This window comes from Streptomyces justiciae, from assembly GCF_015163075.1.
In the GTDB taxonomy this organism is placed as follows: domain Bacteria; phylum Actinomycetota; class Actinomycetes; order Streptomycetales; family Streptomycetaceae; genus Streptomyces; species Streptomyces justiciae.
Genome location: NZ_JADDXU010000020.1, coordinates 63,910 through 76,314, shown reverse-complemented (window position 1 = coordinate 76,314; position 12,405 = coordinate 63,910). Strand labels below are relative to the sequence as shown.

Below are 12,405 nucleotides of genomic sequence, written 5' to 3'. Positions count from 1 at the left end.
CCGTTCGTCACGTTCTCTGGTGGTCACCCATTCAGAGGACGGGACGAACGGAGACGTTCCGTCTGTTTTTTCGCGATTACGTAACAGACCGCCCCCAGCGGAACTCAGGCCCCGAAGGCCTTGTCCTTGCCCTTCACCGGCTTCGCGCCCGCGCGCAGGTGCGCCGGGACGAGGTCGATCGCCGGCTCGCTGTAGCCCACGGACACGATCTTGTCGCCCTGGTACGTGAACGTCGTCAGGGAGGCGAGCGTGCACTGGCGCTTGCGTGGGTCGTGCCAGAGTCGGCGGCGCTCGACGTACGACCGGACGATCCAGATCGGCAGTTGGTGACTGACGAGCACGGCCTCGTGCCCCCGCGCCGCGTCCTTCGCCGCGTCCAGCGCCCCCATCATGCGGACGACCTGGTCGACGTACGGCTCACCCCACGACGGCTTGAAGGGGTTGACGAGGTGCTTCCAGTTGTCGGGGTTCTTCAGCGCGCCGTCGCCGACGCCGAAGGTCTTGCCCTGGAAGACGTTGTCGGCCTCGATGAGCCGCTCGTCGGTCGCGAGGTCGAGGCCGTGCGCCTTGGCGATCGGCGTGGCGGTCTCCTGCGCCCGCTCCAGCGGGGACGCGCAGACGTACGTCACGTCCCGCGAGGACAGGTGCTCGGCGACCCGGTCGGCCATCTGCCGGCCCAGCTCGGAGAGGTGGTACCCGGCGAGGCGGCCGTAGAGGATGCCGTCCGGGTTGGCGACCTCGCCGTGCCGCATGACGTGGACGACGGTGATGTCAGTGCTGCTCGTCATGCTGCCGTGGCCTCCGCTGCCGCACGGGCCGCCGCCGGAAGGGCGTCGGCGATCTTCTGAACCGCCTGCTCGTCGTGGGCGGTCGACACGAACCACGACTCGAAGGACGAGGGCGGAAGGTAGACGCCCTGCGCCAGCATCGAGTGGAAGAACGCGGTGAAGCGGAACGACTCCTGCTTCTTGGCGTCCTCGTAGTCGCGCACCTCACGGTCGGTGAAGAAGACGGAGAACATGTTGGAGGCGGTCTGCAACCGGTGCGCGACGCCCTCCTTGGCGAGCGCCTCGGTGACGAGCGCCTGGATCTGCGTGGACACGGCGTTGACCTTGTCGTACGCCGCCTCGTCGAGCAGCCGCAGCTGGGCGAGACCGGCGGCGGTGGCGACCGGGTTCCCGGAGAGGGTGCCGGCCTGGTAGACGGGCCCGGCGGGGGCGAGGTGGGCCATGACGTCGGCGCGCCCACCGAAGGCGGCGGCGGGGAAGCCGCCGCCCATGACCTTGCCGAAGGTCATGAGGTCGGGGCGGACGCCGTCGATGCCGTACCACCCGGCGCGGCTGGTACGGAAGCCGGTCATGACCTCGTCGGAGATGTAGAGGGCGCCGTTCTTGGAGCAGGCGTCCTTGAGCCCCTGGTTGAAGCCGGGCCGCGGCGGGACGACGCCCATGTTGCCGGGCGAGGCCTCCGTGATCACGCAGGCGATCTCGCCGGGGTGCCGGTGGAAGGCCTCCTGGACGGCTTCGAGGTCGTTGTACGGCAGCACGATGGTGTCGCCGGCCTGGGCGCCGGTGACGCCGGGGGTGTCGGGCAGCGCGAAGGTGGCGACGCCGGAGCCGGCGGCGGCGAGGAGCGAGTCGACGTGACCGTGGTAGCAGCCGGCGAACTTGATGACCTTGGTGCGCCGGGTGAACCCACGGGCGAGGCGGATGGCCGACATGGTGGCTTCGGTCCCGCTCGACACGAGCCGCACCTGCTCGAGCGGCTCGATGCGGTCGACCATCTCCTCGGCGAGCGCGACCTCGCCCTCACCGGGCGTGCCGAAGGAGGTGCCGCGCGAGACGGCGTCCTGCACGGCGGCGATCACGTCCGGGTGGGAGTGCCCGAGGATCATCGGCCCCCAGGAGCAGACGAGGTCGACGTACTCGCGTCCGTCGGCGTCGGTCAGATAGGCCCCCTTGCCGGACACCATGAACCGGGGCGTGCCGCCGACGGCGCGGAAGGCGCGCACCGGGGAGTTCACGCCGCCTGGTGTGACAGCGGCCGCACGGTCGAACAGGGCCTGTGAGGCAGGCGCATCGTATGAATAGGGCGTTTCGCTCATGACCTGCGACTTCTCCGACTTCTCGGACTCCGGTTGCCGACTTTCCTCCTCAGGGTAGGCCAGCGACCCCGGGCGACCGCGGGCTGAGGTGCGGTGGCATCTGCGAAACTGGGTGCTGATACACACAGCTCGTACGGCCCGTGGTGTTCGACAGGCCGCGAAGATCCTTGTGAGGATCCTGCGGACAGGTGTTTCAACGCACGTTTCGGCGGGCGGCCGTGGGGGAGGTCACTGACACGATGATCGGGTTGCGCGGCGGGGGCCACGCGTCCTAGAAAAGCAGTCGGGTGGAGATATGCATCGCGGTGGCGGACTGGGCGAGGGGACTGATGACCTGGGTCCTCGACGTGCCCGGCGGGGAAGGCACCGACGCGACGCGGAGGAAGCCGCGGAAGCGGCACGCGTACCGAGTGAGTCAGAGGCGGACGAGCGACGTATCGAACGTCGGATCGATCGGCTGAGGGCGGGGAGCAGGAATGGTGGTCGGGTGGGGGTGACGTACAAGTACTTCGGCGCGCCCGACGGCGCGACCGCGGCCCGCGTCCCGATCTCGATGCGCCCCGAGGAACTCGGCGGCGACGAGCTCGGCATGAACGGCATGTTCACCAAGATCAAGCCGGAGACGATGGCCGCGATGGTCCTCACCGGCATAGAGGGCGTCCCGCTGCACAAGGTGCCCCCGCTGGAACTGGTCGTCCTGCACCCCGACTACGCCGTGGTCAAGCTCCCCATGACGGTCGTCGACCCGCTGCGCGGCATCGGCGAGGAGGCGGTGGGCGCGGCGGCGTTCATCTGGTCGACGGTCCCGGACCGGGGCGGCCCGCGGGACGCGTTCAACGTGTACCAGCTGCTGCACGAGTGGCAGGACTTCAGCCATCGGCTGCACGAGGCGGGGCATCAGCCGTACTGCCTGGTGTGGCCCTGAGCCCGTACTGCCCGGTGCGGTCCTGAGCCTTCTCACTCCTCACCGGCCTGCCCCGCCATCGCCGCCGCCCCACCCGTCGTAGCCGGTGCCCTGCACGGGCCGGTCGGGGCCGAGGCTGTGGTCGTGGGGGCCGGGCTGATCTCTTCCCCGGCACGCTCGACCAAAGTCAGACGGGCGGCCGCCGTCTTGAACAGAGGCTGTTTGGAAGCCGGGTCCCAGTCGGTGAGTGTCGTCTCGTTCGCCGCTCGGCCGCCGTCCTTGCCGGGGCGGTCGCCCTCCGCCGTGTCCCAGTAGCCGTAGTGGAACGGGACGAACACCATGCCGTCCCGGATGTCGGTGACCCGCAACCGCCCGCGCAGCGACCCGCGTCGGCTGGTGACCTCGACCAGGTCGCCCTCCGCCACGTCGTGCCGCGAGGCCTCACCGGCGGAGATCTCCACCCACACCTCGGGGGCGGCGGCGTTCAGTTGGGGGACGCGGCCGGTCTTGGTGCGGGTGTGGAAGTGGTAGACGGTACGGCCGGTGTTCAGTTGCAGGGGGTACGCGTCGTCCGTGGGTTCCTCCGGCGGGTCGTAGTCCGCCGGCCTCAGGACCGCCTTCCCCTCCGGGTTGAGCGAGCGGTAGTCGTCCTCCGTCATCGACTCGCCGGTCATCACGTGCTTGCCGTACGACTCGCAGGTCTCCGGCGCGGCCCAGCTGATCCCGTCGGTGTAGAGGCGTTCCGTGCCGTCGGGTGACGCGCTGGTGCAGGGCCACTGGATGCCGCCCGCGGTACGGAGGCGCTCGTAGGTCAGGCCGGTGTAGTCGCAGGGGCGGCCCCGGCTGCACTCCTGCCAGGCCCGGAACGCCGACTCGGGGTCGTGCCAGGGGATCAGCGGGCCGCCGTCCTTGTCGCGGAAGTCCATCCGGCGGGCGTAGTCCAGCAGGATGTCGAGGTCCGGGCGGGCGTCACCCGGCGGGTCGACCGCCTTCTCGGAGAGGTGGACCGTGCGGTCGGTGTTGGTGAACGTGCCCGTCTTCTCGCCCCAGGTCGCGGCGGGCAGGACGACGTCCGCGAACTGGGCGGTCTCGGTGAGGTACAGGTCCTGGACGACCGTGAACAGGCTGTCGCGGCCCAGGATGTCGCGGATGCGGTGCAGTTCCGGCAGGGACACCGCCGGATTCGTGCCGGAGATCCACAGCAGCCGTATGTCGCCCTCCTCGGCCTTGCCGAAGATCTCCATCGCCGGGGTGGGCGGGGCGTCGTGCGGGATGCGGGACGGCTCGACGTTCCAGACCCGGGCGAGGTCGGCGACATGGTCGTCGTTCTGCCAGTTGCGGAAGCCGGGCAGATCGCCGTCGGCGCCGCACTCACGGGTGTTCTGGGCGGTGGGCTGGCCGTTCATCTGGAGCACCCCGCAGCCGGGCCGGCCGAGCATCCCCCGGATCAGCTGGAGGTTGTTGACCTGGCAGGCGGCGGCCGTCGCCTGGTGGGACTGGTAGACGCCCTGGAGCACGGTGGACAGCAACCGCTCGGCGCCGCCCAGGAGTTCGGCCGCCTCGGTGATCCTCCGCGCCGGTACGTCACAGATCCCGGCGGCCCGGGCGGGGGTGAACTCGGCGACCCGCGCGGCCAGTTCCTCGTAGCCGACGGTGTGGGCGTCGACGTAGGCGTGGTCGACACGGTCGGTGCGGATGATCTCGTGCAGGAGGGCGTTCAGCAGGGCCACGTTCGTGCCGGAGCGCGGCGCCAGGTGGACGGTGGCGTGCCGGGCGACCGGCGTGGGACGCGGGTCGACGCACAGCAGCCGCGGCGAGTCACCGCCCGCCAGCCGGTCCAGGACCCGCATCCACAGCACCGGCTGGGTCTCGGCCATGTTGTGCCCGAACAGGGCGATGACGTCGGCGTGGTCGACGTCCGTGTACGAGGCGGGCTGCCCGTCGCAGCCGAAGGTCTCCTTCAGCGCCTCGGCGGCGGTCGCCGTGCACAGCCGGGTGTTGCCGTCGAGGTGGTTCGTGCCCAGCCCGGCGCGGGCGATCACCGCGAGGGTGTAGTAGTCCTCCAGGAACAGCTGGCCGCTGGTGTAGAAGCCGAGCGCGTCGGGTCCCCGCTCGGCCAGCAGGTGCCGGGTGCGGGCGACAATCCGCTCCATGGCCGTGTCCCAGTCGCAGGGGACGAGGTGGCCGTCCGCCCTGATCAGCGGGGTGGTCAGGCGGTCCGGGGAGTGGTTGGCCTGCCAGCCGAACAGGTCCTTCGGACCCAGCCGGCCGTGGTTGACCCGGTCCCCGGCCCGCCCGCGGACGCCGACGATCCGGCCGTCGGCGACGGCGATGTCCATCGCGTCCCCGTTGGAGTGCAGCAGCGATGCCGTCGGCACCCACCGCCGCACCCCGTCCGCGGTGACACCGGGCGCCAGATACGAGTCGACGCGCACCGGCCACGTACCGCCACGGTCGTAGGGGGTGCGCTCGCCCCAGGGCTGCGCGATCCGGTCCACCTCGGAATGCATGAGACTCGACCCCTGATCAGAGGGGCGACATGCCCGGGTCCTCGGGGCGGATCCGCCCGCGCCAGCCACCGCTCTCGGCGCCGCTCTCGACGTAGTCCTTGAAGCGGCGCAGATCGCCGGAGACCCGGCGGTCGATCATGCCGAGCGCGTCCGCGCTCCGTTCGGCCATACCGCTGGGCTCGACGTCCATGGTCAGCTCCACCTTGGTGTGCATGTCGTCCACCCGCTCGAAGCGGACCGAGCCGCGCTGCGCGGTGTCGCCGCCGATGGTGCGCCAGGTGATCCGGTCGTCGGGCAGCTGGTCGACGATCTCCGTGTCGAACTCGCGCCGGACGCCTCCGATGCTGGTGGTCCAGTGGTTGTGCCGGTCGTCGAGCTGGGTGACCTCGTCGACGCCCTCCATGAACTTCGGGAACTCCTCGAACTGGGTCCACTGGTTGTACGCGCGGTGCAGCGGCACCTCCACCTCGACCGCCTTCTTGACCGTGCTCATGAGTTCCTCCCTGGTCCTCGGGTTCCGTGCGTGCACGGCGCCGAGTACCCGGGAGGCGTCGCCTCACCCCGGCTGGGAACCCGGCCGGTGACGAAAGAGGTGCTGATCGTGAACGACCGCAGTGACCCCGACGACGTCGTGCTCTCCCCGCACGAACGCCTGGCCCTCCGCCGGATAGAGGCGGAACTGAGCGCCGACCGACGCCTCACCCGTCGTATGCGCCACCACATGAGCCGCCGGCTGCGCCGCCCCGTCTCCCGCCGCTGGCTGCCGCTGTCGACGGCCGCGCTGCTGAGCGCCTCGGTGTTCCTCGTCGTCATGGGCGTCCGTACGTCCGACCCCGCCGTCCTGTGGTGCTTCGCCGCGCTGTGGCCCCTCACCCTGCTCCAGGGCTTCCGGCTGCTGTGCCGCGCCAGCAGGGAGGGGTCCGACCAAGAGGAGCGCGGCACACCGTGGCGGTGAACTCGCCGCCGGGACCGGGTGGTTCGCGGCGCACGGCGAGACTGCGCACCAGCGACATCCACGGCCCCGGCATCACCAGGGTCCGCTGCGGACGGGGCTTCCGGTACGTCGATCCCGGCGGCCGCGCCATCACGGACGCCGCCGAGAAGCAGCGCCTGCGCGGACTCGTCGTCCCGCCCGCCTGGGAGGACGTGTGGATCTGCCCCGCCCCCAACGGGCACATCCAGGCGACCGGCACCGATGCCGCCGGGCGCCGCCAGTACCTCTACCACCCGCGGTTCCGCGAGCAGCAGGAGGCGGCCAAGCACCAGCACGTCCTGGACGTCGTCCCGGCCCTGCCCCGGCTGCGTGAGCGCCTGGCCGCGGACCTCAACGCCCGGGGGCTGTGCCGCGAACGCGTGCTGGGCTGCGCGGCCCGCCTGCTCGACCTGGGGTTCTTCCGGATCGGCAACGACTCCTACCGCCGCGACAACGACACCCACGGGCTCACCACCCTGCTCCGCGAGCACGCCTCGTGCCGGGGCGGCGAGGTGTGCTTCGCCTACCCCGCCAAGAACGCCAAGGACGTGGAGCAGTCGCTCGCCGAGGACGCGGTGTGCCGGACGGTACGCGCGCTGCTGCGGCGCGGGCACCGCGGTGGCGACCGCCTCTTCGCCTACTGGCAGGGCGGCGCCTGGCACGACGTGCACGCCGACGACCTCAACACCTACCTGCGCGACCGCGCGGGCACCGACCTCACCGCCAAGGACTTCCGCACCTGGCACGCCACCGTGCTCGCGGCGGTCGCGCTGGCCGTGGCCCAGCCCGTCGCGTCCGAGTCCCGCGCGGCCCGCGCCCGCGCCGTGCACCGCGCCGTCCGCGAGGTGGCCGGCTACCTGGGCAACACCCCGGCCGTCTGCCGGGCCTCGTACATCAATCCCCGGGTCGTCGAGCTCTACGAGGAGGGCCGCACGATCGCCCCCTCCCTGGACCGCCTCGGCGCGGACGTCCGCTTCGGCGAACCGGCCACGCAGGGAGCGGTGGAGGAGGCGGTACTTCGACTGCTGCGGGACAGCGATCAGGGACAACCACGAGACAGGAGGCGGCCATGAACGCCGACGCAGGACTCCGGGGGTCGTACTGGCTCGAGACCGCCCCGCCCGGCGACCCCGCACCCCCGCCCGCCGGCGACCTGAGCGTCGACGTCGCCGTGATCGGCGGCGGCATGGCCGGGCTGAGCACGGCCTGGGAGCTGGTCCGGGAGGGCCGTGAGGTGGCCGTGCTGGAGGCCGGCCGGCTCGCCGCCGGGGTGACCGGCCGCACCACGGCCAAGCTGAGCGCCCTGCACACCCTCGTCTACGACCGGCTGCGCCGCACGCGCGGCCCCGAGGGAGCGCGCCTGTACGCCCGTTCGCAGACGGAGGCGATCCGGCACGCCGCGGAGATCGTGGCGGAGCTCGGCGTCGACTGCGACTGGGAGGAGGCGGCCGCGTTCACGTACGCCGAGGACGCGGACGGCGTCGCAGAGTTGCGGGCCGAGGCGGAGGCGGCGCGCGAGGCGGGCCTGGACGCCTCCTTCGTCGCCGACACCGAGCTGCCGTTCCCGGTGGCGGGCGCGGTCAAGGTGGTGCGGCAGGCCCAGTTCCACCCGCGCAAGTACCTGCTGGCGCTCGCCGAGGACCTGCGCAGGCGCGGCGGCACGGTGTACGAGGACACGCGGGTCGTCGCCCTCACCGAGGGCGAGCCGTGCGTCCTGACGACCGACGCCGGGGTGAAGGTGCGGGCCAACGACGTGGTCGTGGCCACCCACTACCCCGTCTTCGACCGGGCCCTGCTCTTCACCCGCCTCTCCCCCCGCCGCGAACTGGTGGTGGCCGGAACCATCGACGCGAGCCGCGCCCCGCGCGACATGTACATCACGCCGGAGCAGCACACCCGCTCGGTGCGCAGCGCGCCCTACGGCGACGACGACGGCGTACGGCTGCTGATCGTCACCGGCGAGCACTTCACGCCCGGCACCGCGGACGTCGACAAGCGCTTCGCGCGGCTCGCGGAATGGGCCGACGACCACTTCCGCGGGCTGACCCTCACCCACCGCTGGGCGACCCAGGACAACGAATCCACCGACTCCGTGCCCCTCGTCGGCCCGCTCCACCCCGGCAGCCGGCACACCTACGTGGCCACCGGGTTCGGCGGCTGGGGACTGAGCGGCGGCATCATGGCGGGCCGCCTGATCTGCGAGCTGATGGCCGGCCGCGAGGTGGCGTGGGCCGGCCTGTACGACCCGCGCCGCCTCGGCTCCGTCGTCCGCGAGGGCGTGTCCTTCCTCAAGCACCAGACGCAGGTCGCCCGGCACTTCGTCGGCGACCGGCTGCCGCCGCTGTCGGGTCCGGCGCCGGAGGACCTCGCGCCGGGCGACGGCGCGGTGATGCGGGTGGGCGGCCACCGGTGCGCGGTGCACCGCGACGAGAGCGGAGAGCTCCGGGCGGTCTCGGCGAGCTGCACCCACCTCGGCTGCGTCCTGGCCTTCAACCGCGCCGAACAGGCCTGGGAATGCCCGTGCCACGGCTCCCGGTTCGCCCCGGACGGCCACATCCTCCAGGGGCCGGCGGTCCGCCCGCTGGAGCGGCGCGACATCTGAGGACGACCGTTTTCCGACGCCCCGCGGGGGCACTCGGTCCACAGCTCGACGAGACAGAGAGAGAAGTTGAACCGCCGTGACCGCGCCCACCGTCAAGAACGACCCCACCGACTCCCTGCGGGTGGCCAAGACGGGCTGGAGGAAGGCCCGCACGCTGCGCGACAAGGGCGTACGCACCTGCCTCTCCCCCGTCGACGACGGCACCCGCCCGTCCGCCACGGGCACCAGCGGCGAGTGGAACATCGTCCGCGGCGACGACTGACCGGAGACCGACCGAGGGCTTCCCAGCCCGGAGGAACCGTGAAGGCACTCGTCATCAACTGCACGCTCAAGCCGTCCCCCGAGCCCTCCAACACCGAGGCGCTGGCCGAGGTGGTCACCGCCCGGCTGTCCGGGTACGGCGTCCAGGTCTCCTCCGTACGCGCCGTGGACCTCGACATCGCGCCCGGGGTCGTCACCGACGCCGGCGACGGCGACGAGTGGCCCGGCGTCCACGACCGGCTCCTGGAGTCGGAGATCCTCGTCGTCGCCTCGCCCACCTGGCTGGGCCGGCCGTCCTCGGTCGCGCAGCGCGTCCTGGAACGCATGGACGCGATGATGACCGAGACGGACGACGAGGAGCGGCCCGTCGCCTACAACCGCGTGGCCGGCGTGGTCGTCACCGGCAACGAGGACGGCGCCCACCACGTCATCAGCGAGATCTCCGGAGCGCTGGCGGACATCGGCTACACGATCCCCGGCCAGGCCTGGACGTACTGGCATCTCGGCCCGGGCCCCGGCCCCGACTACCTGGACGAGGTGAAGGGCCGCGACTGGGCGCACAGCACCGGTCGCACGATGGCCGACAACCTCCACGGCGTGGCCCGCGCCCTGACGTCCCACCCGCTGGGCCCGCCGGGCTGACGAGACCGGGCCGCGCCCCGCGGCAGCCACCCCACGCACCCCATGACCGCAGCGCCCTGGAACCCCCTCGGCCTCCGACAGACCCCAGGAACCCCATGACCCCCACCACCGTCGGCTGCCCCACCCCCGCCGACCCCCGCCGCTGCTGGGTCCCCCGGGGCGTGTACGCGCCGCAGGCCGACACCCGGCTCCTGGGGCGGGCCCTGCACCGCGAACCGATCACGGACCGGACGGACGTGCTGGACCTCGGCACCGGCAGCGGGGCGCTCGCAGTCGAGGCGGCACGGCTCGGCGGCCGGGTCACCGCGGTCGACATCTCCTGGCGGGCGGTCGCGGCCGCCTGGTTCAACGCCGTGCTGAACGGCCAGAGCCTGCGCGTCCGCCACGGCGACCTCGCCTCGGCGGTCCCCGGCCGCCGCTTCGACCTGGTGCTCGCCAACCCGCCCTACGTCCCCGCCCCAGACGCGGCCCCGCCCCGCGGCCCGGCCCGCGCCTGGGACGCCGGGCCCGACGGCCGTCTGCTGATCGACAGGGTCTGCGACTCCGCACCGACCGTCCTGCAACCCACGGGAGCCCTGCTCCTCGTCCACTCGCATCTGTGCGGCGTCGACGCCACCCTGGCCCGGCTCACCGAGGCCGGTCTGTGCGCGGAGGTCGTCGACCGCACCCGGCTGCCGTTCGGCCCGGTGCTGCGCTCCCGGCTCGGCTGGCTGCGCGAGACGGGCCTGGTGAACGGCGACGTGACGGAGGAACTGGTGGTGATCCGTGGCCGCCCGCTCTGACCGCCCCCGCCGCATCCGCGTCCAGCGCGACGGGCCCCTGCTGATCGAGGGGCCGGTCGAAGTGGTCGACGAGCACGGCGAGGTGACGGTCTCCGACCGCTTCGAGGTCGCGGTCTGCACCTGCCGCCGCAGCCGCCTGTACCCGTGGTGCGACACCAGCCACCGCCGCCGCGAGCGCCGCACCGGCACCGCGTCCGACGAAGGCTCGCAGACATGACCAGGCGCCTCCCCCCGCCGCTCCCCACCCCCCGCGGCCCGCTCTCCGCAGCGGTACGGGCCGCCCTGCTGGGCGCCCCGGCCCCGCAGAACGTCCCGGACTCCCCCGCCTACGGCGACGACCTCCAACTCGCCCTCTACACCCTCTACGAACTCCACTACCGCGGCTTCCGCGACGTACCCGACACCCTGGAGTGGGACAGCGCCCTGCTCGCCTGCCGCGCCACCCTCGAGGACCGCTTCCTGCGTGCCCTGCGCGAGGACGTACCCACCACCGGCACGACCGCCACCACCGCCCTTGACGAGCTCCAGCTCGAACCGACCGCCGACCCCGACGGCACGAGCGTGTCGTTCTTCCTGCGCGACGAAGGCACCCTCGACCAGCTGCGCGAGTACGCGGCCCTGCGCTCGCTCTACCACCTCAAGGAGGCCGACCCGCACGCCTGGGTCATCCCCCGGCTGCACGGGCGGGCCAAGGCGGGGATGGTCGCGGTGGAGTTCGACGAGTTCGGCGCGGGCCGCCCGGACGAGATCCACGCGCAGCTGTTCGCCGACCTGATGACGGACCTGAAGCTGGAGACGGCGTACGGCCACTACGTCGACGCGTCCCCGGCCGAGGCGCTCGCCACCGTCAACATGATGACCCTGTTCGGTCTGCACCGGGCGCTGCGCGGCGCGCTGGTCGGCCACTTCGCCGCCGTGGAGGTGACCTCGTCCCCCGGCTCCCGCCGCCTGGCCGAGGCACTGCGCCGGGTGGGGGCGGGCCCGGCGGCCGTACGGTTCTACACCGAGCACGTCGAGGCCGACGCCGTGCACGAGCAGGTCGTACGGCAGGACGTCGTCGCCGGTCTCCTGGAGAGCGAGCCGGAGCTGGACGCCGACGTGGCGTTCGGCGTCCGCGCGACGACGTACCTGGAAGAACGCCTGGCCGCCAGGCTGCTGGGAGCCTGGCGGCAGGGGGCGACGGCACTGCGCGGCCCATGACGGACCGCTGACGGATCAGTCCGTCATCGCGTCCCGCACGAGCGCGGTGTCGACGAACTGCTCGAAGCGGACGATGAGTCCGCCGCGGACGACGAAGGCGTGGGCGACGCGGACGTCGATCGCCTTGCCGGTGGCCTTGTTGACGGCGCTGTAGCGGGCGAGGACGACGACGTTCTCGCCGTCGACGACGTAGGTGTCGTCGTGGGCGGTCCAGCCGTCCCAGTCCTGGCCGAGCTTCTCCATCACGTTGGAGGTGACGCCCTCGGGAGTGCGGTAGGTGCCGGCGAGCGGGAAGCCGGCCATCTCGGTCCACTCCACGTCGGGGGCGAGGGTGGCGCGCAGGGCGTCGAGGTCACCGGCGGCGGAGGCCAGGTACTGGCGGCGTACGACGTCGGCGGGCGCGGTGGAGGTGGCGAAGTCGCTCATG

Annotated in this window: 14 protein-coding genes; 9 read left to right on the top strand and 5 right to left on the bottom strand. The window is 72.4% G+C overall.

Annotated features, from left to right (window positions below; all coding sequences use genetic code 11):
* Window positions 1-104: 104 nt before the first annotated feature.
* Window positions 105-788 (bottom strand): histidine phosphatase family protein, encoded by a 684-nt coding sequence (locus IQ210_RS39075; protein WP_194084015.1) that lies wholly within the window; start codon window positions 786-788, stop codon window positions 105-107.
* On the bottom strand, window positions 785-2,104 hold the full coding sequence (gene hemL, locus IQ210_RS39070) for a glutamate-1-semialdehyde 2,1-aminomutase (protein WP_194084014.1): 1,320 nt from the start codon (window positions 2,102-2,104) through the stop codon (window positions 785-787). Before hemL ends, IQ210_RS39075 begins: the two co-directional genes overlap by 4 nt.
* 487 nt (window positions 2,105-2,591) lie before the next feature.
* On the opposite strand from hemL, the gene IQ210_RS39065 reads away from it, so the two are divergent.
* Window positions 2,592-3,029 carry a hypothetical protein gene (locus IQ210_RS39065; RefSeq protein WP_003974483.1) on the top strand — a complete coding sequence of 146 codons (438 nt, stop codon included), beginning with the start codon at window positions 2,592-2,594 and terminating at the stop codon, window positions 3,027-3,029.
* A gap of 32 nt (window positions 3,030-3,061) precedes the next feature.
* On the opposite strand, the gene IQ210_RS39060 is transcribed toward IQ210_RS39065, so the two are convergent.
* Together IQ210_RS39060 and IQ210_RS39055 are read right to left on the bottom strand one after the other, a co-directional pair.
* On the bottom strand, window positions 3,062-5,518 hold the full coding sequence (locus IQ210_RS39060) for a molybdopterin oxidoreductase family protein (RefSeq protein WP_194084013.1): 2,457 nt from the start codon (window positions 5,516-5,518) through the stop codon (window positions 3,062-3,064).
* A 16-nt stretch (window positions 5,519-5,534) separates the two neighbouring features.
* The gene (locus IQ210_RS39055; protein WP_194084012.1) at window positions 5,535-6,011 is read right to left on the bottom strand and encodes an SRPBCC family protein; all 477 of its coding nucleotides are present in this window, start codon (window positions 6,009-6,011) and stop codon (window positions 5,535-5,537) included.
* Window positions 6,012-6,119: 108 nt separating this feature from the next.
* On the opposite strand from IQ210_RS39055, the gene IQ210_RS39050 reads away from it, so the two are divergent.
* The 8 genes from IQ210_RS39050 to IQ210_RS39015 all read left to right on the top strand — a co-directional run bounded on the left by IQ210_RS39050 (window position 6,120) and on the right by IQ210_RS39015 (window position 11,978).
* A complete protein-coding gene (locus tag IQ210_RS39050; protein ID WP_322657790.1) occupies window positions 6,120-6,473 on the top strand; it encodes a DUF3040 domain-containing protein in 354 nt (117 codons plus the stop codon).
* A complete protein-coding gene (locus IQ210_RS39045) occupies window positions 6,464-7,564 on the top strand; it encodes a DNA topoisomerase IB (RefSeq protein WP_194084011.1) in 1,101 nt (366 codons plus the stop codon). The genes IQ210_RS39050 and IQ210_RS39045 overlap by 10 nt, the downstream gene beginning before the upstream one ends.
* Window positions 7,561-9,093, top strand: coding sequence for an FAD-dependent oxidoreductase (locus IQ210_RS39040; protein ID WP_194084010.1), 1,533 nt, complete (start codon window positions 7,561-7,563; stop codon window positions 9,091-9,093). The genes IQ210_RS39045 and IQ210_RS39040 overlap by 4 nt, the downstream gene beginning before the upstream one ends.
* A gap of 76 nt (window positions 9,094-9,169) precedes the next feature.
* Window positions 9,170-9,355: a hypothetical protein gene (locus IQ210_RS39035; protein WP_194084009.1), complete on the top strand. Its 186-nt coding sequence runs from the start codon at window positions 9,170-9,172 to the stop codon at window positions 9,353-9,355.
* A gap of 38 nt (window positions 9,356-9,393) precedes the next feature.
* Window positions 9,394-9,996: a flavodoxin family protein gene (locus IQ210_RS39030; protein ID WP_194084008.1), complete on the top strand. Its 603-nt coding sequence runs from the start codon at window positions 9,394-9,396 to the stop codon at window positions 9,994-9,996.
* 95 nt (window positions 9,997-10,091) lie between these two features.
* Entirely contained in the window at window positions 10,092-10,778 is a 687-nt protein-coding gene (locus IQ210_RS39025; protein WP_194084007.1) for a HemK2/MTQ2 family protein methyltransferase, read from the top strand.
* Complete coding sequence (locus IQ210_RS39020) at window positions 10,762-10,995, top strand: CDGSH iron-sulfur domain-containing protein (RefSeq protein WP_194084006.1); 234 nt, start codon at window positions 10,762-10,764, stop codon at window positions 10,993-10,995. The genes IQ210_RS39025 and IQ210_RS39020 overlap by 17 nt, the downstream gene beginning before the upstream one ends.
* Window positions 10,992-11,978, top strand: coding sequence for an iron-containing redox enzyme family protein (locus IQ210_RS39015; protein ID WP_194084005.1), 987 nt, complete (start codon window positions 10,992-10,994; stop codon window positions 11,976-11,978). Before IQ210_RS39020 ends, IQ210_RS39015 begins: the two co-directional genes overlap by 4 nt.
* Before the next feature lie 15 nt (window positions 11,979-11,993).
* On the opposite strand, the gene IQ210_RS39010 is transcribed toward IQ210_RS39015, so the two are convergent.
* The gene (locus IQ210_RS39010) at window positions 11,994-12,404 is read right to left on the bottom strand and encodes a nuclear transport factor 2 family protein (protein ID WP_194084004.1); all 411 of its coding nucleotides are present in this window, start codon (window positions 12,402-12,404) and stop codon (window positions 11,994-11,996) included.
* Window position 12,405: the final 1 nt, after the last annotated feature.

Excerpts from the sequence above, each read along its gene's own strand:
- IQ210_RS39075 (WP_194084015.1), bottom strand. The coding sequence starts at position 788 with ATGACGAGCAGCACTGACATCACCGTCGTCCACGTCATGCGGCACGGC.
- hemL (WP_194084014.1), bottom strand. The coding sequence starts at position 2,104 with ATGAGCGAAACGCCCTATTCATACGATGCGCCTGCCTCACAGGCCCTG.
- IQ210_RS39060 (WP_194084013.1), bottom strand. The coding sequence starts at position 5,518 with ATGCATTCCGAGGTGGACCGGATCGCGCAGCCCTGGGGCGAGCGCACC.
- IQ210_RS39055 (WP_194084012.1), bottom strand. The coding sequence starts at position 6,011 with ATGAGCACGGTCAAGAAGGCGGTCGAGGTGGAGGTGCCGCTGCACCGC.
- IQ210_RS39040 (WP_194084010.1), top strand. The coding sequence starts at position 7,561 with ATGAACGCCGACGCAGGACTCCGGGGGTCGTACTGGCTCGAGACCGCC.
- IQ210_RS39025 (WP_194084007.1), top strand. The coding sequence starts at position 10,092 with ATGACCCCCACCACCGTCGGCTGCCCCACCCCCGCCGACCCCCGCCGC.
- IQ210_RS39015 (WP_194084005.1), top strand. The coding sequence starts at position 10,992 with ATGACCAGGCGCCTCCCCCCGCCGCTCCCCACCCCCCGCGGCCCGCTC.
- IQ210_RS39010 (WP_194084004.1), bottom strand. The coding sequence starts at position 12,404 with ATGAGCGACTTCGCCACCTCCACCGCGCCCGCCGACGTCGTACGCCGC.